At 70.3% G+C, this 22,561-nt stretch carries 21 protein-coding genes; 9 read left to right on the forward strand and 12 right to left on the reverse strand.

Annotation, left to right across the window (positions count from 1 at the left end):
* The first annotated feature begins 44 nt into the window (after positions 1 to 44).
* Positions 45 to 518 (forward strand): Lrp/AsnC family transcriptional regulator, encoded by a 474-nt coding sequence (locus AH6_RS09190; RefSeq protein ID WP_067476778.1) that lies wholly within the window; start codon positions 45 to 47, stop codon positions 516 to 518.
* A gap of 89 nt (positions 519 to 607) precedes the next feature.
* On the opposite strand, the gene greA is transcribed toward AH6_RS09190, so the two are convergent.
* Together greA and AH6_RS09200 are read right to left on the reverse strand one after the other, a co-directional pair.
* Positions 608 to 1,114 (reverse strand): transcription elongation factor GreA, encoded by a 507-nt coding sequence (gene greA / locus AH6_RS09195; protein ID WP_067476782.1) that lies wholly within the window; start codon positions 1,112 to 1,114, stop codon positions 608 to 610.
* Positions 1,115 to 1,322: 208 nt separating this feature from the next.
* On the reverse strand, positions 1,323 to 1,718 hold the full coding sequence (locus AH6_RS09200; RefSeq protein WP_067476785.1) for a DUF4307 domain-containing protein: 396 nt from the start codon (positions 1,716 to 1,718) through the stop codon (positions 1,323 to 1,325).
* 211 nt (positions 1,719 to 1,929) lie between these two features.
* Here AH6_RS09200 and mca point away from each other — a divergent pair, with 211 nt between their 5' ends.
* The 3 genes from mca to AH6_RS09215 are packed head-to-tail and all read left to right on the forward strand — an operon-like array spanning position 1,930 to position 4,312.
* Positions 1,930 to 2,787, forward strand: a complete 858-nt coding sequence (gene mca, locus AH6_RS09205; RefSeq protein ID WP_067477248.1) for a mycothiol conjugate amidase Mca — start codon at positions 1,930 to 1,932, stop codon at positions 2,785 to 2,787.
* 26 nt (positions 2,788 to 2,813) lie between these two features.
* A complete protein-coding gene (locus AH6_RS09210) occupies positions 2,814 to 3,047 on the forward strand; it encodes a hypothetical protein (RefSeq protein WP_245679243.1) in 234 nt (77 codons plus the stop codon).
* A 14-nt stretch (positions 3,048 to 3,061) separates the two neighbouring features.
* A complete protein-coding gene (locus AH6_RS09215) occupies positions 3,062 to 4,312 on the forward strand; it encodes a low temperature requirement protein A (RefSeq protein WP_067476791.1) in 1,251 nt (416 codons plus the stop codon).
* Between the two features lie 10 nt (positions 4,313 to 4,322).
* Here the strand turns inward: AH6_RS09215 and AH6_RS09220 are convergent, their stop codons facing one another.
* Positions 4,323 to 4,799 carry a pyridoxamine 5'-phosphate oxidase family protein gene (locus AH6_RS09220; RefSeq protein WP_157431361.1) on the reverse strand — a complete coding sequence of 159 codons (477 nt, stop codon included), beginning with the start codon at positions 4,797 to 4,799 and terminating at the stop codon, positions 4,323 to 4,325.
* Between the two features lie 83 nt (positions 4,800 to 4,882).
* Here AH6_RS09220 and AH6_RS09225 point away from each other — a divergent pair, with 83 nt between their 5' ends.
* Together AH6_RS09225 and AH6_RS09230 are read left to right on the forward strand one after the other, a co-directional pair.
* Positions 4,883 to 5,818: a ribonuclease Z gene (locus AH6_RS09225; protein WP_067476794.1), complete on the forward strand. Its 936-nt coding sequence runs from the start codon at positions 4,883 to 4,885 to the stop codon at positions 5,816 to 5,818.
* A gap of 48 nt (positions 5,819 to 5,866) precedes the next feature.
* Positions 5,867 to 7,237, forward strand: a complete 1,371-nt coding sequence (locus AH6_RS09230; protein ID WP_067476797.1) for a dihydrolipoyl dehydrogenase family protein — start codon at positions 5,867 to 5,869, stop codon at positions 7,235 to 7,237.
* Positions 7,238 to 7,271: 34 nt separating this feature from the next.
* Here the strand turns inward: AH6_RS09230 and AH6_RS09235 are convergent, their stop codons facing one another.
* The 7 genes from AH6_RS09235 to AH6_RS09260 all read right to left on the reverse strand — a co-directional run bounded on the left by AH6_RS09235 (position 7,272) and on the right by AH6_RS09260 (position 13,221).
* A complete protein-coding gene (locus tag AH6_RS09235; RefSeq protein WP_245679244.1) occupies positions 7,272 to 7,985 on the reverse strand; it encodes a type I-E CRISPR-associated protein Cas6/Cse3/CasE in 714 nt (237 codons plus the stop codon).
* Positions 7,982 to 8,884, reverse strand: a complete 903-nt coding sequence (locus tag AH6_RS09240; protein WP_281180208.1) for a type I-E CRISPR-associated protein Cas5/CasD — start codon at positions 8,882 to 8,884, stop codon at positions 7,982 to 7,984. The genes AH6_RS09235 and AH6_RS09240 overlap by 4 nt, the downstream gene beginning before the upstream one ends.
* Positions 8,881 to 10,218: a type I-E CRISPR-associated protein Cas7/Cse4/CasC gene (locus AH6_RS09245; RefSeq protein WP_067476803.1), complete on the reverse strand. Its 1,338-nt coding sequence runs from the start codon at positions 10,216 to 10,218 to the stop codon at positions 8,881 to 8,883. Before AH6_RS09245 ends, AH6_RS09240 begins: the two co-directional genes overlap by 4 nt.
* Positions 10,215 to 10,769 carry a type I-E CRISPR-associated protein Cse2/CasB gene (gene casB, locus AH6_RS09250; protein ID WP_067476806.1) on the reverse strand — a complete coding sequence of 185 codons (555 nt, stop codon included), beginning with the start codon at positions 10,767 to 10,769 and terminating at the stop codon, positions 10,215 to 10,217. Before casB ends, AH6_RS09245 begins: the two co-directional genes overlap by 4 nt.
* Positions 10,766 to 12,400, reverse strand: a complete 1,635-nt coding sequence (locus tag AH6_RS09255; protein ID WP_083982486.1) for a type I-E CRISPR-associated protein Cse1/CasA — start codon at positions 12,398 to 12,400, stop codon at positions 10,766 to 10,768. The genes casB and AH6_RS09255 overlap by 4 nt, the downstream gene beginning before the upstream one ends.
* Before the next feature lie 292 nt (positions 12,401 to 12,692).
* Positions 12,693 to 12,836, reverse strand: coding sequence for a hypothetical protein (locus AH6_RS43580; protein ID WP_157431362.1), 144 nt, complete (start codon positions 12,834 to 12,836; stop codon positions 12,693 to 12,695).
* Between the two features lie 205 nt (positions 12,837 to 13,041).
* Positions 13,042 to 13,221, reverse strand: coding sequence for a hypothetical protein (locus AH6_RS09260; RefSeq protein WP_067476809.1), 180 nt, complete (start codon positions 13,219 to 13,221; stop codon positions 13,042 to 13,044).
* A gap of 164 nt (positions 13,222 to 13,385) precedes the next feature.
* Here AH6_RS09260 and AH6_RS09265 point away from each other — a divergent pair, with 164 nt between their 5' ends.
* The 3 genes from AH6_RS09265 to AH6_RS09275 all read left to right on the forward strand — a co-directional run bounded on the left by AH6_RS09265 (position 13,386) and on the right by AH6_RS09275 (position 20,340).
* Positions 13,386 to 16,910, forward strand: coding sequence for a hypothetical protein (locus tag AH6_RS09265; protein WP_067476812.1), 3,525 nt, complete (start codon positions 13,386 to 13,388; stop codon positions 16,908 to 16,910).
* A gap of 30 nt (positions 16,911 to 16,940) precedes the next feature.
* Complete coding sequence (locus AH6_RS09270) at positions 16,941 to 18,917, forward strand: thioredoxin domain-containing protein (protein ID WP_067476815.1); 1,977 nt, start codon at positions 16,941 to 16,943, stop codon at positions 18,915 to 18,917.
* Between the two features lie 244 nt (positions 18,918 to 19,161).
* The gene (locus AH6_RS09275; protein WP_067476818.1) at positions 19,162 to 20,340 is read left to right on the forward strand and encodes a C40 family peptidase; all 1,179 of its coding nucleotides are present in this window, start codon (positions 19,162 to 19,164) and stop codon (positions 20,338 to 20,340) included.
* Between the two features lie 3 nt (positions 20,341 to 20,343).
* Here the strand turns inward: AH6_RS09275 and AH6_RS09280 are convergent, their stop codons facing one another.
* Entirely contained in the window at positions 20,344 to 20,985 is a 642-nt protein-coding gene (locus AH6_RS09280) for an acyl-CoA-like ligand-binding transcription factor (RefSeq protein WP_083982488.1), read from the reverse strand.
* A complete protein-coding gene (locus tag AH6_RS09285; RefSeq protein WP_067476821.1) occupies positions 20,966 to 22,504 on the reverse strand; it encodes a DHA2 family efflux MFS transporter permease subunit in 1,539 nt (512 codons plus the stop codon). The genes AH6_RS09280 and AH6_RS09285 overlap by 20 nt, the downstream gene beginning before the upstream one ends.
* Positions 22,505 to 22,561 lie beyond the last annotated feature (57 nt).

The raw sequence follows: 22,561 nt of genomic DNA on the forward strand, positions 1-22,561 counted from the left end.
ACCGGGCGCTCTGTACAGGATGACCACGGTGAGAGGCGGGTCACATGATCGACGGGCTGGACGGCCGGGTGATCGAGCTGTTCACCGCCGAGCCGCGCATCGGCGTGCTGGAGGCGTCCCGGCGGCTCGGGGTGGCGCGCGGCACCGTGCAGGCGCGGCTGGACCGGCTGGCGCGGCAGGGCGTGATCCGGGGGTACGGGCCGGAGATCGACCCGGCGGCGCTCGGCTACGGGGTGACGGCGTTCGTGACGCTGCAGATCCGGCAAGCGGGCGGGCACGACCCGGTGGTGGCGCGGCTGGCGCGGGTGCCGGAGGTGATCGAACTGCACACCATCACCGGCGGCGGCGACATGTTGTGCCGGATCGTGGCCCGCAACAACCAGGACCTGCAGCGGGTCATCGACGTGATCGTGGACGTGCAGGGCGTCGAGCGGGCCTCCTCGGTGATCTCCCTGGCCACCCAGATCCCGCACCGCACGCTGCCGCTGGTGCGGGCGGCGGCGGGCGACGGCGACTGAGCGGAGAAAAGGCCGGGCACAAACGACGGCGCCGCCGGGTCCGTGGAGGACCCGGCGGCGCCGGTGCAGCTCAGCCCGCCCGCGAGGGACTACCCGCCGACGCCGACATACGGCGTGGCGTCCAGGATCTCGACGGTCATGCTGCGGCCGTTCGGCAGGGAGTAGGTGGCGCTCTCGCCCACCTTCTTGCCGTTGATGGCCGCGCCGAGCGGGGACTTGGGGGAGTAGACGTCTATGGGGGCGCCGCTCTCCTCGCGGGAGGCCAGCAGGAAGGTGACCTCCTCGTCGTCGCCCTGGAAGGCGACGGTGACGGTCATGCCGGGGCCGACCACGCCCTCGGTGCGGGGGGCCTCGCCGACGCGGGCGTTCTCCAGGATGCTCTGCAGCTGGATGATGCGGCCCTCGATCTTGCCCTGCTCCTCCTTGGCCGCGTGGTAGCCGCCGTTCTCGCGCAGGTCCCCCTCCTCCCGGGCCGCCTCGATCTTCTTCGCGATCTCGGTGCGGCCCGAGCCCGACAGGTAGTCCAGCTCGTTCTTGAGCCGGTCATACGCCTCCTGGGTCAGCCAGGTGACGTTGTCAGCGCGGGTCTCGGTCACGGGTACTCCTCATCCACATGGTGCGATCATCGTCCGGCCCGGACGGTCGGACTACACATCGACATGAAGTGCGGCCGGGTGAAACCTCTAGCCTATCCGGTGTGTGCGGGTAAAGGTTCCCTGAACGACCGGCCCGCAATCCGGCAAACGTGTTTCGGCTTCACCAGGGCTTTCGCGGGGCGGACCGCCGCTCTCGCGGCCCCCGGCGTCACACCGAGCGGCAGTCCTTGACCCGCGCCCCGGTGGCCCGCTTGGCGGTCCGCAACGTCTCGGTCTTGGTGATCCTGGAGGTGCCGGGCGGCACGGTGATCTCGTGCGAGGCGAGCACGGCGAAGTCGGTGTCGTAGGCGTCCACCGTGCAGCGCACCGTGTCGCCCTTGGCCTTGGCGACCGAATAGGTGATCTGCACCGAGTCGTCCCGTACGTCCCACGCCACGGTCTGCGACTGGATGCCCGGCGTCTGGCCGACGTTCGCCATAATGATCGCCCAGCCACCGGCCAGCACGACGGCGAGACCGCCGATCACGACCCAGCCCAGCACCCCCAGACCGCCGCCGCGGGAGGGGCGGGAGGGGGCCGGTGCTTCTGGGGCGCTCGTGTCCATGGCGGGGAATCTCCGTGCGGGGTGCGGACGTTGTCAGGAACAATTCTCTTCTGTCGCGGCCGATGCTCGGAACCGGGGTGCCCCGTCGGGGTGCCCGCGCCCGCGCGTCGCCGAGCACGGCAGGTCCTGCTTGCTTGAGAGGGAGAGTCCCACGGTGCCTGAGTCCATCATCCCGGCCGACCTCGACCCGGCCGCGCCCCGGCTGCGGCTGATGGCGGTGCACGCCCACCCCGACGACGAGTCGAGCAAGGGCGCGGCGACCATGGCCCGCTACGTCGCCGAAGGCGTGGAGGTGCTGGTGGTCACCTGCACCGGCGGGGAGCGCGGCGACATCCTCAACCCGGCCATGGACCGGCCCGAGATCAAGGCCGACATCGGCAAGGTCCGCGAGCAGGAGATGGCGCGCGCCCGCGAGATCCTGGGCGTCGAGCAGAGCTGGCTCGGCTTCGTGGACTCCGGCTTCCCCGAGGGCGACCCGCTGCCGCCGCTGCCGGAGGGCTGCTTCGCGCTGGAGCCGCTGGACGTGGCGTCCGAGCCGCTGGTGCGGGCCGTGCGCGAGTTCCGGCCGCACGTGATGCTCACCTACGACGAGAAGGGCGGCTACCCCCACCCCGACCACGTCAAGTGCCACGAGGTGTCGGTGGAGGCGTTCGAGGCGGCCGGCGACCCCGAGCGCTACCCGGGCACGGGCGACCCCTGGCAGCCCCTCAAGCTCTACTACCACATGACCTTCTCCAAGGAGCGGATGACCGCCCTGCACGAGGCCATGGAGCGGGCGTCCCTGGAGTCGCCCTACACCGAGTGGCTCCAGCGCTTGGAGGACGCCCCGGCCCCCAAGTGGGAGGTCACGACCCGCGTTCCCTGCGGCGACCACTTCGAGACCCGCGACAAGGCGCTGCTCGCCCACGCCACCCAGATCGACCCCGAGGGCTTCTGGTTCCAGTGCCCGCTGGACGTCCAGCGCGAGGCTTGGCCGACGGAGGACTACCATTTGGCCAGGTCCCTGGTCGACACCGAGCTGCCGGAGGACGATCTGTTCGCCGGTATCCGGGAGAAGGTGTCTCTGTAGTGCTGCCCCTCGCTCTACCGCTCGATATGCCCCTGAACGACGACACGGTCACGCCGGGCTTCCTCGGCTTCGGCGTGTTCCTCGCCCTGCTGGTCGCGCTGGTCTTCCTCATCCGCTCCATGAACAAGCAGATGCGGAAGATCCAGGCGCCCCGCGAGGCCGACCTGAAGCAGCAGGAATGGGAACGCGCCCAGGCCGCCAAGGCGGAGAAGAAGGCCGACACCGCCGCCTCCGGCGGTGACGACCCGGCCGCCGGCTGACCCGCGCTCCTGCGATGAACCCCCCGTCACCGCAGGTCACCGGCCCCGCCCTGCTGCGCACGCGCGGCGGCGGGGCCCGTGTCACCTTCTTCGAGCTGTTCTTCGACCTGGTCTTCGTCTTCGCGATCACCCAGCTGTCGCACCGGCTGCTGGAGCACCTCACCGCGCGCGGCGCGGCCGAGACGCTGCTGCTCCTGCTGGCGGTGTGGTGGGCGTGGATGTACACCTGCTGGACCACCAACTGGTTCGACCCCGACCATCCGGCGGTGCGGACCATGCTGGCCGCGGTGATGCTGGCCGGGGTGTTCATGGCGGCGATGGTGCCCGACGCGTTCGGCCCGCGCGGCCTGTGGTTCGCGCTCGCCTACGTGGCGGTGCAGGTGGGCCGCACCGCGTTCATGGTCGTCGTGACGCGGCGGCACGCGCTCGGCCGCAACTTCCAGCGCATCCTGTTCTGGCTCGCGGTGGCGGGGGTGTTGTGGATCACCGGCGGGCTGGTCGACGACGCGGCGCTGCGCGCGGGCGTCTGGCTGCTGGCGGTCGCGGTCGAGTACCTGGCGCCCTGGCACGGCTACGCGACGCCGCTGCTGGGCCGCTCGGGCACCGCCGACTGGAGCATCGACGGCGCGCACATGGCCGAGCGCTGCCAGCTGTTCGTGATCATCGCGTTCGGCGAGTCGATCCTGGTGACCGGCGCGACGCTGGGCGACCTGGACCTGTCGCCGCAGACGGCGGCGGGCCTGGTGTCGGCGCTGGCGGGCACGGTCGCGCTGTGGTGGATCTACTTCGACCGCACCGCCGAGGCCGCCGCCGAGCAGATCGCGGCCTCCCCGGACCCGGGCAGGCTGGGCCGGTCGGCCTACACCTTCGTCCACATCGTGATGGTCGCGGGCATCATCGTGCTGGCGGTGGCCGACGAGCTGGTGCTCGCCCACCCCGGCGGGCACGTCTCGTGGAGCTTCGCGGCGGTGGCGGCGGGCGGGCCCGCGCTGTTCGTGGCGGGGCACGCCCTGTTCAAGCGGGTGGTGTTCGGCCACTTCACCGTGGGCCGGGTGAGCGCGCTGGTGCTGCTGGCGGGCCTGGCGGCCCTCGCGCCGGTGCTGACGCCGCTGCTGCTGCACGCCGGGGTGACCGTCGTGCTGGTCGCGCTGGCGATCTGGGACGTGCGCTCCTACCGGCTGGCCGTGGCGGCGGGACGTGTCCCCGCCCCGCGCGCCGAGGCCGCGCCGGAAACGGCCGAGAACCCCCAGACGCCCGCCGTCTAGGGGCCGCCGCTCACGCCTTGCCGTGGTCCCAGCTGACGACCCGGTCGGGCTCCATGACGATCAGGACGCGCTTGGCCATCGCGAGCTTGACGCCCTCGGCGAACTCCGGGTCGATGGGATCGCCGATCTCCGGCACGGGCAGCCCCGCCATCCGGGAGCCGACCACCGCGCCGACCTTCAGCAGCTCGTCCTGGTCCTCGATCACCAGGCCGCGGCCGTAGAGGGCGACGCCGCGCAGCTCGTTGTACTGCACGCCGTCCTCCACCAGGCAGGTCATCACCGGGTCGCGGCGCAGGTTCAGCACCTTCTGCGAGCTCTTGTAGGTGGTGAAGGCGATCTTGCCGTCCAGCAGCGCGTAGAACATCGTGACCAGGTGCGGCTCGCCCTCCTTGCCCACCGTCGCGACCTGCACCTTGTAGTTGGCGGCGAGGAAGGCGGCGGTCTCCTCAGGGGTCATTTTGATCTTCTCGCGCTTGCTGGCGGCCACGGGGGCTCCTCGGAGGTCGGAGGCGACGACGCGGCCAGGATAAACAAGCGCTTATTCCGGCCGCGCACCGGCACCATGGACCCATGTCCGCACGCGATCTGCTGATCCTCGGCTCCGCCAGCGCGGTGCCCACCAAGAACCGCAACCACAACGGCTACCTGCTGCGCTTCGACGGCCGCGGCCTGCTGTTCGACCCGGGCGAGGGCACCCAGCGCCAGCTCATCCGGGCCGGGGCCGCCGCCAACGACGTGCACTGGATCTGCGTGACGCACTTCCACGGCGACCACTGCCTGGGCGTGCCGGGCATGGTCCAGCGCATCGCCCGCGACGGCGTCGCGCACCGGGTGGACGCGGCCTTCCCCGCCAGCGGCGCGGTCTACTGGGAGCGGTTGCGGCACGCCACGGCCTTCCACGACACCGACGTGATCCACGAGCAGCCGCTGTCGGGGGAGGTGACGGCGCTCGACACCGGCGACGCGCCGTTCTCGCTGGTCGCGCGCCGCCTGTCGCACCCGGTCGAGGCGTACGGCTACCGGCTGGCCGAGCCGGACGGGGTGACGATGTTGCCCGCCGAGCTGACCCGGCGCGGGGTGCGCGGACCGCTGGTCCGGCGGCTCCAGGACGAGGGACAGGTGATCGCGCCGGACGGCACGACCGTCACCCTCGCCGAGTGCAGCGTGCCCCGGCCCGGCCAGAAGGTCGCCTTCGTCATGGACACCCGGCTCTGCGACGCGGTGCTGGAGCTGGCCGACGGCGTGGACATGCTGGTCATCGAGTCCACCTTCCTGGACGAGGAGACCGACCTCGCCACCGCCCACGGGCACCTGACGGCCGGGCAGGCGGGCAAGGTCGCGGCCGAGGCCGGGGTCCGGCTGCTGGTGCTGACGCACTTCTCCGAGCGCTACCGGCAGGAGGACGAGCCGCGCTTCCTGGAGCAGGCCGCCGCCGCGTTCGGGGGCGAGATCGTGCTCGTGCACGACCTCGACCGCGTCCCGCTGCCGCCCCGCCGCCGGAGCTGAGGGAAAATGGACCGGGTACGTCTCCAACACCCGACCGGGGGAGCCTTCATGACCGTGCAGGACGTGGACGTCGTCGTCATCGGCCTGGGCCCCGGCGGGGAGAACGCCGCCGGGCTGCTGGCCGACGCCGGGCTCGCGGTGGTCGGCGTCGAAGCGCGGCTGGTGGGCGGCGAGTGCCCCTACTACGCGTGCGTGCCCACCAAGATCATGGTGCGGGCCGCCGACCTGCTGGCGGACGGGCGGCGCATCCCCGGCATGGCGGGCGACGCGACGGTGCGGGCCGACTGGGGCCCGGTCGCCGCCCGCATCCGTGACGAGGCCACCACCAACTGGGACGACAAGGCCGCCGTGGACCGCCTCACCGGACGCGGCGCGACCGTCGTGCGCGGCAGGGGCCGCATCACGGCGCCGGGCGAGGTCACCGTCGGCGACCAGGTGTTCCGGGCCCGGCGCGGCATCCTGGTCAACACGGGCACCGAGCCGGTCGTGCCGCCCATCGACGGCCTGAAGGACCTGCCCTACTGGACCAACCGCGAGGCCGTGCGCGCCGAGGAGGCCCCCGAGTCGCTGGTGGTGCTGGGCGGCGGCGTGGTCGGCGTCGAGCTGGCGCAGGTGTTCGCCCGGTTCGGCAGCCGCGTGACGATCGTGCAGGGCGGCGAGAGGCTGATCGAGCGCGAGGAGCCCGAGGCGAGCGCGCTGCTGCGGAAGGTGTTCGAGCGCGAGGGCATGACGGTCCGCACCGGCGTGAAGGCCGTCGGGGCGTCCTACGCGGACAACACGTTCACCCTGGACCTCGGCGGCGAGAAGCTCACAGCCGAGAAACTGCTGGTCGCCACCGGCCGCCGCAACAACCTCAAGGGCCTGGGCCTGGACGTGCTCGGCCTGGACGACGGCGCCCGCACCCTGGAGGTGGACGACCGGCTGCGCGCCGCCGAGGGCGTGTGGGCGGTCGGCGACATCACGGGCAAGGGCGCGTTCACGCACGTGTCGATGTACCAGTCGGCGATCGCGGTCCGCGACATCCTCGGCGAGGACGGCCCACCCGCCTCCTACCACGCGGTGCCCCGCGTGACCTTCACCGATCCGGAGATCGGCGTGGTCGGCCTGATCGAGTCCGAGGCCCGCGACAAGGGTCTGACCGTCCGCACCGGCACCGCGCAGATCCCGGACTCCACGCGCGGCTTCATCCACAAGGTGGACAACGACGGCTTCATCAAACTGGTCGAAGACGCCGACCGAGGCGTGCTGGTGGGCGCAACGGTGATGGGCCCGGCGGGCGGCGAGATCCTGGGCGCCCTGTCAGTAGCGGTACACGCCGAAGTCCCGGTGGAGTCACTACGCCAACTGATCACCGCCTACCCGACCTTCCACCGCGCGATAGAAACGGCCCTGTCCGACCTGAACTCGCCCAAGGGGTGAGTCCGCGCCTGCATCGGGAACGCTTTGATGCCGGTCAGCGGGTCAGAACGAGACCGCAACTGTAGGCACGAGCACGGCCCACGCCGTCGGAGAGAGCAGTGACGAACACCGTGGGATCGGTGACGGTCAAAGAGCCGCGCAGTTCGGCACGAGCGATCTTCAACCCTTTGTGGGAGACGGAGCTGGACACCGTGGGCAACATACGCACCGAGATCGTCTCCGGGTCGGCGGCACCACCGATGTCGCCGCCGGTTCCGTTTCCATCTCCGAAGCGGCGCGCACACCATTTCCTGACACCGTCGGGATTGGTGTGCGCTACCCGCCGGCCGCGGAGCAGATTTCCGTCCGAAGCGGTTCGTGGCTTGCTGTAAGTGGGGTTGACGACCGAGCGAAAACCGACGGTATCGCCGACGTGGAAGGTGTGGTCGACCGTGATGAGATGCGGTGTTTCTCGCAGGACGCCTTTGGGCAGGTGCCCCCAGTCCGCCGCCACCTTGGACTGAACCACGAGGACCAGGGCGGCCTCTTTGAGATTCACGGTCCAGGTAGACAGGACGCCCATCTGGGCGCGGGCATCAGGGCTGCCGTCGTCAACCCAGCCTCGGAAGCCGCTCATCACGGTGCGGTGCATCTCCTGGGCGTCGACCAGGGATTTCGCCACGTAGGGATGGCGCGCGTCCAGCGTCAGCACCGAGTGGGACGTGACGAAGCGGGCCGCCGCCGTACGGGACCGTGTCGGATCGCTCACGGGATGAGGTCCTTCCATTCGGCCGCGTCCGGGGAGATCGTGATCCTGTGACGGGCCTCCCAACGGGTGGTGTGTTCGGGCCCCATGGCGGCGAAGCTCACCGGCTGGTCGTGGACGGGTACGGGAGCGGGGCCCTGCTTGTCGGAGGGCCGCTTCTGGATCCAGGCCCAGACCCGTCCTCCCGAGGGCATGGTGCCGTCGGGACCGGGGAGCAGACGACGCTGGCGGAAAACCGGTTCCAGCTCACCGGGGAAGGTGCCCAGGCTGAGGGTTCCGGACGGGGGACAGGACTTGCGGCCCAGCCACAGCAGGTGCCGTGGATGCTCCAGTGCCTGGCCGACCGACGTGAGGAAGCCCTCGTCCTCATGCTGGAGGCCGACCAGGAAGGAGGCGTCGGCGAGGTACCAGCGTTCGGTGATGAGGGCCGAGCGCATCAGTTCGCCGGACACCGGGACACCGGAGACGGGCTCAGCGGCGATCTTCTTCGGTGAGCCGTACCACCCCGGGAGCGTGTGGTGGCCGAACAGGCCGTCGGGGGTCGCGTCGAGGCCGGCCGAGACGGCGGCGGCCCGCCGGTGGTCCAGGATCAGATCGCGGGGGCGAAGGGGATAGGAACCGGCTCCCACGGTGTGATAATCCCGGACCGGAACACCGGGATGGTCGGCTCGTACGCCGAACATGGTGCTCGCCAGTTTTCCCAGATCTGTCAGCTTCCCGTCCGGCTCCTCCAACCCCATGGAACGCGGCAGTCCCAGAGCCGCCGCGCACATGCCGATCACCGCGGACTTGGTAGGGCGGCTGTGCGAATCCCGGCGGGCGGCGAAGCGGCTGGCCATGCCCCACGACTGGAGGGGCCCCGCCAGCCGGATGAGCAGGACGTACTCCGCGGCGTCGGTCACGACGTCAGTCCCTCGATGGTGTCCACCCGCGTCGCTTCCAGGGAGGGCAGACCGTCGAGGAGCGCGTCCACCTGCGGGTCGTAGGTGAGCAGCCGGGCGGTGACGATGTCGGGGCGCCGCTTCCCGACGAACGTGTGGTGGTCGAGCAGGCGCTTCACCCCGGCCGGGCCCGCCGGTCCTTCACCGCCCCTGTCCTCGGGGTCCTCGTTGATGGGCTTCTGGAAGGCGGCCGCGTAGTTGTACGGGCGTCCGCCCTCGAAGGCCAGCACGAGCGAGGGCAGCGAGCCCGTGGAGGCCGTGGAGTTCTTCTTGGCCTCGGGGAAGGCCTCGACGAACGCGGTGACGAACTCCTGCTCGGCGGCGACGGCGACCTCTTCCGCCTCCGCCGCCGTCATGCCCGCGGCCTGGAGGTTGGTCCGCAACTGGCGGCGGTCGAGGACGGCGTGCCGGTAGAAGGTGCCCGAGATCAGGGACTGGTATCCGGTCATGCCCGCACCCGCGTCGTCGGCGGCGTCCAGGAAGTCCAGCGCGTTCTTCTTGCGTTCGAGCTTGGCGTCGTCCGCCGCGGCGTAGAAGTCGTCCACCGTCTCGGCCTCCTGGATCGTGAAGGCGTGGGCGCTCTGGACCGCGCCGTCCACGTTCGGGGAGTCGGCGACCTCCGCGAGGAACCGGCCGTAGAGCGCGATGTCGATGGCGTCGCGCGGGGCCAGCGCGGTGAGGACCGCGGCGCGCGACTCCTTCGGCAGCGGCGGCAGGTCCTTGCTCTGCGCCCCCTCGCCCTCGTCACCTCCGGACTCCTCGGATGCCTTGCGCGCGCCCCGTTTCGGCTTCGCGGCGGTGGCCTGGGCGGCGAGGTAGTCGTCCCGCCACCGGCGTAGCTCCTCGGCGTGCTCCGCGATGTGCGCCGCGATCCGGTCACCGGTGTCGGCCGGGGCGAACACCAGCACCTTGGTGAGGTTCGCGACGGTCTTCTTGGAGGGGTCGCCGAACTTCAGCCCCACCGCCTCCAGGACCGCCCGCGCCGTAAGCACGGCCTCGTCCTTCTCCCAGCCGTGCGCGGTCTCCAACGCTCGGGCCGAGAGCAGCGCCCACTCCCGGGTGCGCCGGCCCGTGGTGCGGCCCGCGAGTGGGCCGATCCCGGCGTTGGCCCGGTCGCGGGCGTGCATCCGCTCGGCGCGCCGCCTGGCCTGGCTGGTGATCATATGGCGCTCGAAGCCGCCGAAGACGATGGTCTTCGGAGCGTTGTTCTCGTCGCGCACCGGGAGGACCGCCGCCAGCGTCTCCAGCAGGTGGAGCGAGAGGAACGGCGCACGGGTAACGGGGGTCTCGGTCATGCGTTGCTGCTGCCCTTCTGGCGATGGGGCCGACTGAGGCTCTGCGGCTCGTGGAAGTCGACCGCCCAGTTGTAGGCGACGCGGGCCTTGCGGTCGTTCCAGTGATCGAGATCGACGACGAGTTCGGCCCACGACGGGGGATGCCGTTCGCAGGTGCGCAGCCGCGTGATGCCGTGCTGGAGGTGCCGCCAGGGGATGCGCCGGCTGGACACGATCCGGTCGATCAGCCGCGTCGCGCCGGGGTCCTCGGGACCTCGGGAGTTGGGATGGCCGATCCGGCGGGCTGCGGCGCCGAAGCTGCCGTGACCCTGCACGGGCTGGCCCATGCCCCGGTGGTACACGGCGAACAGGAAGGCCACCTGCTCGTATGTCTCCCGCTTGTCGCGCTCGGGGGCGAACCATCCGGCCTGGTACCTGGGCGCGCTGGCGGCGGTGACGCGGCGGAGCTGGGCGAGGTCGCCGTACTGCCGGTTGTGCACCAGGCCCGTCAGCCAGGCCGTCAGCCGGGCGGCGCTCGCCTCCACGGACTCCTGCTCACCTGCGCTGTTCATGCTTCTCCGTTCATGAAGCCGGTCAGGTCGTCCGGTGCCTGGAAGTTGGTGAGGAAGTCCTTGAACCCGCGGCGGGCCGCCGCCCGCGCGCGAAGGCCCTGACCGTTCGACGGCAGCGGATCCAGGCGCTTGTCCAGGAACTCGCAGGCCATCTCCACGAGCCACTTCGTGTACTCGGGCATACATTCGTCGACGATCGCGCCTTCGGCGACGTCGGCGAGCAGGGTGTGGAAGGGCTCCTCGGTGGCTTTCCACTGCTCACCTCGCGCGTCGAAGCGGGCGATCTGCGACTTCTTGTCGGACGGCTTGGGATTCGGGAACATGACCTCCCAGGCCCGGTATGCAGCTCGGTCCAGGGCACGGGCGATGTGTTCCGCCACTTGAGAACCCCGCAGCGAAGCTTGGTACAGCGCTGGGGCTTGCCCTGGGGCGAAGGGAAAGTCGCTGATGACCCAGCCGATGGGAGTGGATTTGTTGGTCAGGAGACCGACCGCCAACAGGTCGTAGCGTTGGTGTCCGTTCCCCCCTTCCTTAGGCAGTTGGGCCAGACGGGCGTAGAGGTTGTCTGGTACTTCCTCGGCCGCCGCGCGGAGGTTGCTTGCCCTCTTCGCGACCGCCGCGTAAAGGGCATGCGCTTCGCGCCACAGATCACGCGTTGGCGATGGCCACAGAGGCTTCCGCTCTCCCGTGCGGGTGACCGACATGACGGCGTCCTGGAGATGTGCGTCGGTATCGAGGTCGAGCAACTCACCCGCACCGATCAGAACGCGCTCGACGACGGCCTGCTCACCATGGAGGCCGGGCTTGGGCTTGAGGAGCACTGACCGGCCCAGGTAGCTGTGCAGGTCGGCGTAGCCCCTGACGGGGCGGGGCGGGGGCTTGCTGGTGAATCCGCGCCGCTCGATCCCTTCCTGGTCCCACGTCAGGTTGAGCATCCGGGGATCGTCGGTGGTCGGAGTCAGGTTCAGGCGCAGCATGTCGCCCAGGGTCCGTCCCCGGGCGAGGACCCGGACGCGGCCCGCCAGCCGCCCGGTGGCGAGGTTGGTGATGGTCGGCCCCAGGGTGGCCTTCCCCGAGATCCGCGCGCGGCCGGAGGGGCCGAAGACGTGCTGCGTGAGCATGGCCCGGAAGGCCCTGGCGGCGGGCAGCGGGTCGGGGTGGTCGAGATGATGGTGGTCGGCGAATTGGTTGTAGTCCCCGGCGCGCTCGAGCACCAGCTGGGCGGGGCCCGTCCCGTGCTCCTCCAAGAACTCTCTGAGCAGGCTGTTCTGACCAAGTGGGCGGTCGGGATGGAACAAATTCCAGTCCTCGTCACGCTGCCCTTCCAGCCAGTCAGCGACCCCGTCGAGCGGACGTTCCGACTGCACCCAACGCTGCCACTCCTCAGGGGAGGTGGGATAGATGCCCGAGGCGTAGCAGAGGGCGAGCAGGAACTCGACGACGGCGACCTTCTCGCCTGGAGTGTCACCGTCCACGTCCGTCAGTTCGTCGGCCCACATGAACAACTCCGTGAGACGCCGTCCGACCACGGCACCATCCAGCGTAAAGGCGCGAACACACTCATGCTTGCGGGGATCCCAGCAGGGCCGCCCATTGGCCTCGCCGGACGACGGAGGATCAACCAGTTGCATGTCGTATGGCCCTCGAAGATCATAGGTCGTCCCGGACGGAACTCACGGAACCCCCTCCCCGCCGACGCGGGGACAACGCTGCGGTGTTACCGCCAAGGACCCTTAATGCTGGAACATCCCTGCTGAGGCAGGAACTGGGAGCCGGAGTGTAGTAAGAGCTTCCACTATTGTTTGCGGCAGCACCCACAAGCAGCCATGACGGGGTTCTGGCTCATGCCAGGCATAACCGATCATGGCCGCGAGCGGCCTCTCCCGGCTCTTCGGCTGCCGGGAGAGGCCCTCTCGTTCTCGTTCAAACCAGTGTCATGAGATACGAGACCACTGCCGAAATGACGGTTTGCGCCGTCAGCCAGGCCAGATCGTCTCGCTGTCTCTGCCACCACCTCCTCGTTTCGATCAGACGGTTCCCCAGCCAGCGCCTCATGCGCTCGCTCATGGTGATCCGCTCCTCCCAAACCCGGCTCCTGGCCTTGCGTCAGGGACCGGGAAAGTGGAGGTGCAGTGGGGGCCCTCAGAGGCAGCTAATCACAGGAGATCCGGGTCTGTCTGGCTATTGGCGGGACTCGGCCAAGGACCCAGCATGCGTTCCGTTATTAGCGTAGGCGAGATAGATTTCTCCTTTTTGGACAGCGGAAATGTGATCACGGTCGAGAACCTCGGCGCATCAGAATCGCCAGGGTCGCCCGGGCGTCGCGGCGACGGGCCGGCGTGCGCGAGGCGACCGAGACGAAGGCGACGCCGAGCAGGGCCAACGTGTAGATGAGCCCGGTGGCGGCGGTGAGGACGGCGGCGTTGGTCAGCAGAACAGGCAGTGTGGGCATGAAGGTTCCCTCTCGGACAGGCCGGTCGGAGCGGACCGGGTGGTTGGTGCGACGGTTGTCTCCTGTCCGGTGACTGTCCGGCGAGGTTGGATGCCCTGAAGTGAGGACGTTGGCGCAGGTCAGGCGCGAAAAGAAAAATCCGGGGAGCGGTGGGAGGAGACGAGGTGAACGCCGGGAAGGGACCGGACCCGCGGGAGCATCGGGATCGCTTCGCGTCGGCCCTGAGTGCCTTGCGTGACGAAGCCACGAGCATCAGAGGCGATCACCTCACGAGCGCGAAGATCTGTGCGGAGGTGGGCGCGGACCGCAAGAGGTTCAGCGCATGGGTCAAGGGGGACGAGACGCCGTCGTCCGAACTGGATGACCTGGTCCACGAGCTGATCGTCTATATGGAGAGGCACATTGAGGAGCGCACCGGTGGCAGGCCGGTGCGTACGCGCCAGCAGTGGGATGCTCTTCTCCGGCTCGCCCAGAAGGAGGGCCGACGCAACCAGGGCAGGCGGAAGCCCAATGCCGGCCGCCCTACCGGACCGGCCCCCTTCCGTTTTGTCCACGCCGCCAAAGGAAAAGACCGGCCGCCGGAGCTGGCGGGGCGGCAGGATGATCTTGATCGGTTGTGCGAGCTGGTGAGCGCCAAGTCGAGGTATCTGTCGCTCGTAGCGCCGCCCTGGGCGGGCAAGACGGCCTTTCTCGCCAGCTTTGCCGCCTCGCACGTGCCGGAGAACATCGACCTTGTCGCCTACTTCGTCCAATGGAGAAGTGGCGGTGACACGGCGCAACGCTTCCTCGACACCATGGTGATAGCCCTTAGTAGACATATAGGCAGGAAGCCGCCTTCCCTCAGGGACACCGCCACACTGCTGGACCTGTACGAGGCGGCGGCCAAGAAGAGCGTGAAGAACGACCGGCGGCTCCTGTTGCTGGTCGACGGGCTCGACCTGGATTCCGTGTCGTATCTCGATGGCGAGAGCATCGCCTCGCTGCTGCCACCGGAGCTGCATCCCGGTCTGGTCGTCCTGGTCAGCCGCCGGTGGCATCCGCCCATTCCGGGTGACGTCCCGTCACACCATCCTCTGCGCCACGCTGAGCGGATAACAAACTTTCGGCCCTCGCCTGAGGCGGCCGTCCGGCGTGAGGAGGTGTTGCGCAACCTGGTCGAGTTGCTCAAAGACAAGGACGGGTGGGGACGGGAGGTCGTCGGGTTCCTGGCGGTAGCCCATGGAGGGCTCACCGAGAACGCCCTGACGGAACTGATCGGCCGCGGGCTGATCCCTTTCGATCTGACCGAGCGCCTGTACAGCGTGGCAGGCCGAGGCCTCTGCCTCGGAGAGTTGGAGCCGGACGCGTTCGTTCTGGCTCACCGGGACCTGTACGAAGTCGCATTGGCCCAGTTGAGTGACCAGATGTGCTCCGACCTCCGCCAGCGGCTCCATACCTGGGCCGACGGCTACCGAGAGTACGGTTGGCCCGGCTCCACCCCCGGATATCTCCTCCACGACTACCTGAGTCTCCTGCGGCATGACGATGCCTCTGAGCGCCGTTTCGCCTTCACACTCGACCATCGCCGACTGCTGCGGCTCGCCTCCAAAGGCCGCGTCGATCTCGCGCTCTCCTCGCTCGACCACGTCGCATGCGGGAAGACACCCGCCATCCTGGCGTCGGCAGCGGCGTCGCGGTCACTCCTGGAGACCATGCGCAGGCACGTCCCGCGTGAGGTACTGCGCGCGCTGTGCCTGGTCGGCGATGTGGAGCGGGCACGTGCGTTGGCACTGGCACCCGGCGATCCCGTCTCGAAGGCGGTGCGGCTGCTGGAGATGGCCCAGGCGCTCTCGGGCACGGCGACAGGGGAGGCGGAGGAGCAGGTGACGTTGCTTGCCCGGGAGGCGGCGGCGTGGGCCGAACAAGCGGAGCAACATCCCTTCCTCACGTTCCCCATGGCCGAGTGGGACACCGTGGCGATCGTTGCGCGGACCGCCGCCGTCCTGGCCGAGCTGGGGATGTCCGATGAGGCGGGCAGGCTACTGGGAACGGTTGACGTCTGTAGGCCGGAGAACGTCGAGCCGTCGGCCAGGACGGCGGAGCGGCTTCGCAAGACTGACCGGGTCCTCGCGGAGCGAGTGCTGGACGAGCTGTTGCTCGAAGCGGAGAGCCAGGCGGAACCGGAGGAGGGTGATCCGGTGTTCGCGGTCGGGATCTGGGCCTCCGTCGCTGCACACGATCATGAACGCGCCGATCGGATCCTTCCGAGGATGCGGGAGTTCTCCAAGGCATTCGTCGAGGCTTCCCCGGGGCTGGCCGCCGCCGACTGCTGTGCCCTCACAGCCTCCGCGCTCGCGCAGGCGAATCCGGGGGTGGTGCGCGCAGAATCCTGGGATCAGGCCCGTGAGCTGGCGGAGATCGCGCGGAAGAAGATTCAGGCGGCACTGGTCTCCTTGCCTGCGGACGAGACCAGTGAGTCGCTGGCTCTGGTGGTGCAGGCCTATCTCGACCTTGAAGAGCCACACGATGACATCCGGAGGATGCTCGCTGAGTTCCCTCCGGATGTTGCCGTCCGAGCCACGTCTTTGCTCGATGACTTCATGGGCGAGCCTGTTGACGTCGCCGTTGCGGACGAGCCGGACCTGCTCGAACAGGCGAAGCGCTTGTCGGACCTCGGTGACGGCCCGCAGCTGAAAAACCGTCTCGATCAGTTCACAAGGGCCGTTGCCGAGTTGGAGACCTATGTCCCCTGGCTGCCCTTCCTCGCCGAAGCTCTCCCAAGTACCGGCGGCGACGTCGATACAACCCTCGCGTCCCTGACGGGTGAACGGCCTGACTCGGTGCAGCGCATACGTGTCCTCGCCTCGGCCGCGAAGGCATTCGCCCAAGCCCGGCGCCATGGCGAAGCGGTGTGGTGCGCCACGGAGGCGGCGGCCTCCGCTGAGCGCCTCGATTCGCACAGGCCGGAGGTGAGAGCCCTGGTCGCCCAGGCGTTCGCGCACGTCGGCGATGCCGAGAACGCCACCAGTTGGGCCCGGCCCGCCGACGGGAAGCGGCCGACTGGGAAGCCCGGCATTCCCTACCGTCGGGCGGCCCTGGCTGTTCAGGCGGGTCTCGACCCCGCGTCCTTCGTCGACAGAATCGTCTCCGACGGCTTGCCGGGCAGCGGTGGCCCCTCCTCTGCCGGGACCGAACTGCTCGCCGCCTTCAGCAGCGTCGCTTCCGGGGCGAGAGCGGAGGCGCACCTCGCGTCCCTGCGGACATCGGCACGCGCCCGCCTCTCGACCGGACCGCTGACCGCAACCGGTCTCGCCCTGCTGCAAGCCGTCCTAGGCAACAGCGAGGAAGCACGCCGCACGATCGACGAAATCCCGGATGCCGCCGCCCGAGGCGTCGCACAGGCGACGGTCGCCGGCTTGCTTTCAAGCACCCCCGTATACCTCGATATGGCAGGAGGCGAGGACTGCTGGACGCTCTCCGCTCTCCGCGTCATTGCTCATCGCCTGTATCCAGCAGGGACGGGAGAAGCAGCCCTCACCAACGAGCTCGTCGTTCAGGCTCTCGGCACCACTAGCTGGTACTGGACCCTGCCGCTGCTCGGCCGAATGGACCCGGAGGCGGTGCACAAGGTCATCGAGGTGCTCGACCATCACTGGCAGGTGGGCGTTGATATGAACCCTCTGGCCGACCTGGACTCGTCCGAGGGGTGAGTCCTGGCCCGCATCGGGCAGGATCGGGGCATGAACCGTCTCAAGGACGCCACCAGCCCGTATCTCCTCCAGCACGCCGACAACCCGGTGGACTGGTGGGAGTGGAGTCCGGAGGCGTTCGCCGAGGCGCGTCGTCGGGATGTGCCCGTTCTGCTGTCTGTTGGGTACGCGGCCTGCCACTGGTGTCATGTCATGGCGCACCAGTCGTTCGAGGACGAGCAGACCGCGGCGCTCATGAACCGGCTGTTCGTCAATATCAAGGTGGATCGCGAGGAGCGGCCCGATATCGACGCCGTCTACATGGAGGCCACCCAGGCCATGACCGGGCAGGGTGGCTGGCCCATGACGGTCTTCATGACGCCGGACGGCCATCCCTTCTACTGCGGCACCTACTTCCCCCGGCCCCAGTTCCAGGCGCTTCTTCAGGCCGTTGACAAGGCTTGGCGTGAGCAGCGTGATGAGGTCACTGGGCAGGGGCAGCAGGTTGTGGAGGCGCTTTCCTCGCGCGCGCCCGCGATGGGCGGTACCCAGCCTCCTGGGAGTGAGCAGTTGGGGCAGGCCGTGCAGGCGCTTGCGCGTAGTTATGACGTGGCGCGGGGTGGGTTCGGGGGTGCGCCCAAGTTTCCGCCGTCCATGGCCTTGGAGTTCCTGCTCCGCCATCATGCGCGCACCCAGGACGCTGAGGCGCTCGCCATGGCAGGCCATACGTTGGAGGCGATGGCGCGCGGCGGTATGTACGACCAGCTCGGTGGCGGCTTCGCGCGCTACTCGGTGGACGACGCCTGGATCGTGCCGCACTTCGAGAAGATGCTCTACGACAACGCCCTGCTCGCCCGCGTCTACGCGCACTGGTGGCGGCTCACCGGCACGCCGCTCGCGCGCCGCGTCGCCCTGGAGACCTGCGACTGGATGTTGCGCGACCTCCGTACGCCGCAGGATGGACTCGCCTCGGCGTTGGACGCTGATAGCGAGGGTGTCGAGGGCAAGTATTACGTGTGGACGCCTGAGCAGCTTCGTGAAGTGCTGGGCGACGAGGATGGTGGGTACGCGGCCGGGTTGTTCGAGGTCACCGGCACCTTCGAGCACGGCACCTCTGTTCTGCAGTTGTTGCGCGACCCTGATGACGTCGAGCGGTACGAGCGGGTGCGGCACGCGTTGCTGGCCGCCCGTGAGGAGCGTGTTCCGCCTGCTCGTGACGACAAGGTCGTCGCCGCTTGGAACGGCCTGGCGATTGCTGCGCTCGCTGAGTGCGGCGCGCTTCTCGATCGGCCGGACCTGGTCACCGCCGCCCGCGAGGTCGCCCGCCTCGTCATCGATCTGCACGTGCGCGACGGGCGACTGGTGCGTACTTCCCGTGACGGCACGGCCGGAAGCAACGCGGGTGTGCTGGAGGACTACGCCGACGTCGCTGAGGGGCTGATCGCTCTGCACGGGGTCACGGGTGAGGCTGAGTACGTTCGGGTGGCCGGGACGTTGCTGGACACCGTGCTGGACCGATTCGGCGACGAGCAGGGCGGTTTCTACGACACCGCCGACGACGCCGAGCGCCTGTTCCGCCGTCCCCAGGACCCCACCGACAACGCCACCCCGTCCGGCCAGTTCGCCGCCGCCGGGGCCCTGCTGTCCTATGCCGCCCTCACCGGCTCGCAGCGGCACCGCGACGCCGCCACCGCCGCGCTGTCCCCGGCGAGCCTGCTGGCCGAGCAGCACGCCCGGTTCGCCGGATGGGGGCTCGCCGTCGCCGAGGCGCACCTGACCGGGCCGCTGGAGATCGCCGTCGTGGGGGAGCCCGGCGACGAGCGCACCCGCGCCCTGCACCAGACGGCGCTGATGTCGGTGTCGCCCGGCGCGGTGGTCAGCGTCGGCGCGCCCGGCTCGACCGCCAGCCCGCTGCTGGAGGGGCGCGGCCTGGTGGGCGGGGAACCCGCCGCCTACGTGTGCCGGAACTTCGCCTGCCGCCTGCCGGTCACGACCCCCGCCGCCCTCGGCGCCGAGGTGCGCGGCTGACCGGACCAGACCAATTGGACCGCCGGTCCACTTTGTGGCAACGTGACCTTGATCTCGTCAGCGCCAGGTGTTACCACTTGGTAGCGAAGACGGGGCTGACGGAACGCGGCCGCCGGGGCCGGGGTGGCGGCGCGCGCCCGGGGTATCTGGACGGTGGTCGTGTCCGCGGGTCATAGTCGTGGGGCCGGTTCGCCGCCGATGGCCGGCGGGCCGGACACGGGCCGAGGGACAGGGGAGTGTTGCCGTGCGTAAGCCGAACCGCCGGGTTCTGCCAACGATCATCGGCGTTTCGGCGGTGACCACGCTCGCCGCCAACATCGCGGTGGTGGTCGCCTTCGACCACGGCGACGCGCCCGCGCCCGCCCCGCAGTCGCAGGGCCGCCGCTTCGTGGCCGCCTCGGGCAGCTCGGCGCTGTCGCCCGCGGCGGTCGCCCCGCTCGGCAGGCGCCTCGCCCCGCACGTGCTGATCGCCGCGCCCGGCACGCTGCCCGCCGCCGCCGTCGAGAAGGTGCGCAAGCTGAAGGGCGTGCAGGGCGTCGAGGTCGTGGACGCCGCGCAGGCCATGGTCGCGGGCAAGCGCGTCGGCCTGCTGGGCGTCGACCCCTCCACCTTCCGCAACTACACCCCCAAGCCCACCGCGCAGGCCGACGACCTGTGGCGCAACATCGCCGGCGGCGACGTCGCGGTCTCGTTCATGATGGGCAGCGACGGCGGCGTGCAGCTCGGCAGCCAGGTCCCGGTCGGCGGCAAGGGCGGCCGCCAGACGCAGCTGCGCGTCGGCGCGTACGCGACGATGGGCATCAGCGACGTCGACGCCGTCGTCTCGCGCGGCAACGCCCAGGCGCTCGGCATGCCGACCGGCAACGCGCTGCTGGTCAGCGTGCCCAAGACCAAGCCCGCCGCGTTCATCAAGGGCCTGCGCAAGGTGCTGCCCAAGCAGGCGCGGGCCGTCGAGGTGAACCCGCAGATCGACGTGCCGTCGGTCGGCAAGCTGCCGCAGGCCAACGGCCGGGTGATGACCGCCCCGCAGGTCCAGACGGTGATCAAGGCGGCCTACACCCGGCTCGGCTGGCCGTACGTGTGGGGCGGCGAGTCGGAGGCCGAGGGCGGCTACGACTGCTCGGGCCTGATGCAGTACGCGTTCGCGCGCGCCGGGATCAAGCTGCCCCGGGTCGCCGCCGACCAGGCCCGCACCGGCTGGGTGATCCCCTACGCCAAGGCGCAGCCGGGCGACATGCTGATCTGGGCCAACGACCCGACCGCGCCCGGCTACATCTCGCACATCGCCCTGTACCTGGGCGGCGGCAAGATGATCGCCGCGCCGCGCCGGGGCACGGTGGTGCAGGTCCAGAACGTCTACACGCGCAACATGAAGGGCGCGGTCCGGGTCAACCCGGGCCAGGCCGCCCGCACCCCGGGCTGACGGTCACAGCGGCATCCCCGCCCCGAGGAACTCCAGGTTGCGGTCCAGCAGGCCGGGCAGGTCCGCCGCGCCGTCGCCGTCCAGCCAGGTGTACATCGCCGCCTGGAGCACCCCCATGACCGCCCAGGCGAACGCCTGGACCCGCGGATCGTCCGGCTCGCGGCCGGTGCGCTCGGCGGTCACCCCGGCCAGCACCGCCAGCGTGCCGCCGCGCATCAGCTCGTGCACCCGCGCCTGCACCGACGGCACCTCGGCGATGAGCCGCACCCGCGTCCTGATCGTCTCCATGTCGGTCTGGAAGACGTAGGGGAACACCTCGCGGAAGCTGGCCCGCAGCGCCTCCAGCGGGGCCAGCTCCGGCGGCTGGGCGCGCAGCAGCCGTTCCAGCACCGGGTCGTACTCGTCGGTGACGACCAGGTCCTCCTTGGTGGGGAAGTAGCGGAAGAACGTGCTGGGCGACACCTCGGCCGCCGCCGCGATCTGCTCCACGGTCGTGGCGTCGTAGCCCCGGGCCGTGAAGAGCCGCAGGGCGTGCTCCTGGATCGCCCTGCGGGTCTTCAGCTTCTTGCGCTCGCGCAGCGGCAGGTGGTCGAGGGGGTCGTCCAGCCGTCCGGCCGCGGTCTGCTCAGGAAGCGACGTGCTCATGGTCCGATTCTGCGGCATCACCGGCGTCCGGCGCGCGCTCCGGGGGCACGGCGGGCAGGAAGACCCACAGCAGCAGGCCGGTGACGAACGTGGCCAGCGCGCACACCGCCAGCGCCGCGTCCATGCCGGACACGTAGGCGTCGCGCGCCGACGCCAGCAGCGCGGGATCGCCCAGCCGGGCCGCCGCCGACGCCGCGCCGCCGATCGAGTCGCGCGCCAGGACGGCCGCCTCCTCCGGCAGGCCGCCGGTGGACACCTCGCCCCGGTAGACCGACGACACCAGGCTGCCGAGCCCCGCCACGCCCAGCGCGGCGGCGGTCTGCCGCAGGGTCTGCACCAGGCCCGAACCGCGCCCGGCCTGGCCGTCGGGCAGCCGCGCCAGCACCGCGTCCATGGCGGGCACCAGCGTCATGCCGATGCCGAGCCCCATCACGCCCAGCCAGGCGCCGGTGAAGGTGTAGGCGTCGTCCGCGCCGGTGAACGCGCCCGCGCCGAGCCCGGCGGTCAGCGTCAGCAGCCCCGCCGTCATCACCGGCTTGGCGCCGGTGCGCGGCACGAGCCGGTCGGTCAGCAGCCCGCCCGCCATCAGGCCCGCGAGCATCGGGATCAGCCGCAGCCCGGTGCCGAACGCGTCGTGCCCCCGCACGACCTGGAGGTACTGCGGCAGCACGAACAGCGCCCCGGACATCACCAGCGTTCCGATCACCGCCGCCGACACCGACCCCACGAACACCCGGTCGCGGAAGAGCGCCACGTCCACCAGCGGCTCGGCGGCCCGCGACTCCCACCGCACGAAGGCCGCCAGCAGCGCCAGGCCGCCCAGCACCGCGCCCAGCGTCAGCGGGTCGGCCCAGCCGCGCACCGGCCCCTCGATCACCCCGTAGACCAATGCGACCAGCCCCGCCATCGACAACGCCGCGCCCGGCACGTCGACGCGCGGCGCGGCCGGGTCGCGCGACTCCGGCAGCAGGAACGCGACCGCGAGCCCGCCCAGCACCACCACCGGCACGTTGACCAGGAAGATCGAGCCCCACCAGTAGTGCTCCAGCAGCCAGCCGCCCAGCAGCGGCCCGAGCGGCAGGCCGAGCGCCATCGACGCCGACCAGACCGCGACGGCGCGGGTGCGCTCGTGCGGCGGGAAGATCGCCGGGAGCATCGACATCGACAGCGGCAACACCACCGCCGCGCCGAGCCCCATGCAGGTGCGGGCGACGATCACGCCGGTGGTGCCGTCGGCCAGCGCGCCGCCCAGCGACGCCGCCCCGAACAGCGCGAGGCCCGCCAGCAGCAGCCGCTTGCGGCCGAACCGGTCGCCCAGCAGCCCGGCGGGCAGCAGCAGCGCCGCGAACACCAGGACGTAGGAGTCGACGATCCACTGGAGCGCGCTGGTGCCCGCGTGCAGCTCGGCCGAGAGCGTGGGCAGCGCCACGTTCAGGATCGTCAGGTCGAAGCCCAGCGCCAGCAGGGCGAGCGCCAGCGCGCCCAGGCCCCACCACCGCCGCGGGTCCGGTGCCGTCATGGAACACCCTCCGAAAGGTAGTCACTATTAAATGAAAGTAACTCTCAAAAGATGGTG

Source organism: Actinomadura hibisca NBRC 15177 (assembly GCF_001552635.1).
Lineage (GTDB): Bacteria > Actinomycetota > Actinomycetes > Streptosporangiales > Streptosporangiaceae > Spirillospora > Spirillospora hibisca.

Bases quoted from the DNA above. Each gene is read 5' to 3' on its own strand.
- AH6_RS09245 (WP_067476803.1), bottom strand. From the start codon at position 10,218: ATGACCGAGACCCCCGTTACCCGTGCGCCGTTCCTCTCGCTCCACCTG.
- AH6_RS09270 (WP_067476815.1), top strand. From the start codon at position 16,941: ATGAACCGTCTCAAGGACGCCACCAGCCCGTATCTCCTCCAGCACGCC.
- AH6_RS09210 (WP_245679243.1), top strand. From the start codon at position 2,814: ATGCCCCTGAACGACGACACGGTCACGCCGGGCTTCCTCGGCTTCGGC.
- AH6_RS09255 (WP_083982486.1), bottom strand. From the start codon at position 12,400: ATGCAACTGGTTGATCCTCCGTCGTCCGGCGAGGCCAATGGGCGGCCC.
- AH6_RS09190 (WP_067476778.1), top strand. From the start codon at position 45: ATGATCGACGGGCTGGACGGCCGGGTGATCGAGCTGTTCACCGCCGAG.
- AH6_RS09225 (WP_067476794.1), top strand. From the start codon at position 4,883: ATGTCCGCACGCGATCTGCTGATCCTCGGCTCCGCCAGCGCGGTGCCC.
- AH6_RS09260 (WP_067476809.1), bottom strand. From the start codon at position 13,221: ATGCCCACACTGCCTGTTCTGCTGACCAACGCCGCCGTCCTCACCGCC.
- AH6_RS09230 (WP_067476797.1), top strand. From the start codon at position 5,867: ATGACCGTGCAGGACGTGGACGTCGTCGTCATCGGCCTGGGCCCCGGC.
- AH6_RS09285 (WP_067476821.1), bottom strand. From the start codon at position 22,504: ATGACGGCACCGGACCCGCGGCGGTGGTGGGGCCTGGGCGCGCTGGCG.
- casB (WP_067476806.1), bottom strand. From the start codon at position 10,769: ATGAACAGCGCAGGTGAGCAGGAGTCCGTGGAGGCGAGCGCCGCCCGG.
- AH6_RS09200 (WP_067476785.1), bottom strand. From the start codon at position 1,718: ATGGACACGAGCGCCCCAGAAGCACCGGCCCCCTCCCGCCCCTCCCGC.
- mca (WP_067477248.1), top strand. From the start codon at position 1,930: ATGGCGGTGCACGCCCACCCCGACGACGAGTCGAGCAAGGGCGCGGCG.
- AH6_RS43580 (WP_157431362.1), bottom strand. From the start codon at position 12,836: ATGAGCGAGCGCATGAGGCGCTGGCTGGGGAACCGTCTGATCGAAACG.
- AH6_RS09280 (WP_083982488.1), bottom strand. From the start codon at position 20,985: ATGAGCACGTCGCTTCCTGAGCAGACCGCGGCCGGACGGCTGGACGAC.
- AH6_RS09215 (WP_067476791.1), top strand. From the start codon at position 3,062: ATGAACCCCCCGTCACCGCAGGTCACCGGCCCCGCCCTGCTGCGCACG.